This window comes from Ochrobactrum sp. SFR4 (assembly GCF_019730395.1).
GTDB lineage: Bacteria > Pseudomonadota > Alphaproteobacteria > Rhizobiales > Rhizobiaceae > Pseudochrobactrum.
Window position 1 is genome coordinate 1 of sequence record NZ_JAAPBB010001108.1, and the last position, 249, is coordinate 249.

A 249-nucleotide genomic window follows, 5' to 3' on the forward strand; every position below is an offset into this window, starting at 1 on the left:
CTTTATTGCTGCTTTTCACACTATTTAATATTGGCGGTGTTCTCTCGATTTTTCAGATGGATGATCTGAAAAAAGCCCCGCTTTATATTGCTGTTTCATATTTTCTTGCGCTGACAGGAGTCTTCTTCGCCGCCGTGACCGAGAGTGACTGGCGAAGACTGCAACCGCTTTTTACCGGCTATCTGGCTGCGGCAACCATCACCGGCTTGCTGGGTATTGGCGGCTATCTCAATCTGATACCGGCAGCGG

1 pseudogene is annotated in these 249 nt (G+C 49.0%); it reads left to right on the plus strand.

The annotated features are described in order from the left end of the window. Positions 1 to 249: pseudogene (locus tag HBA93_RS22475) on the plus strand (hypothetical protein); the annotation flags it as partial.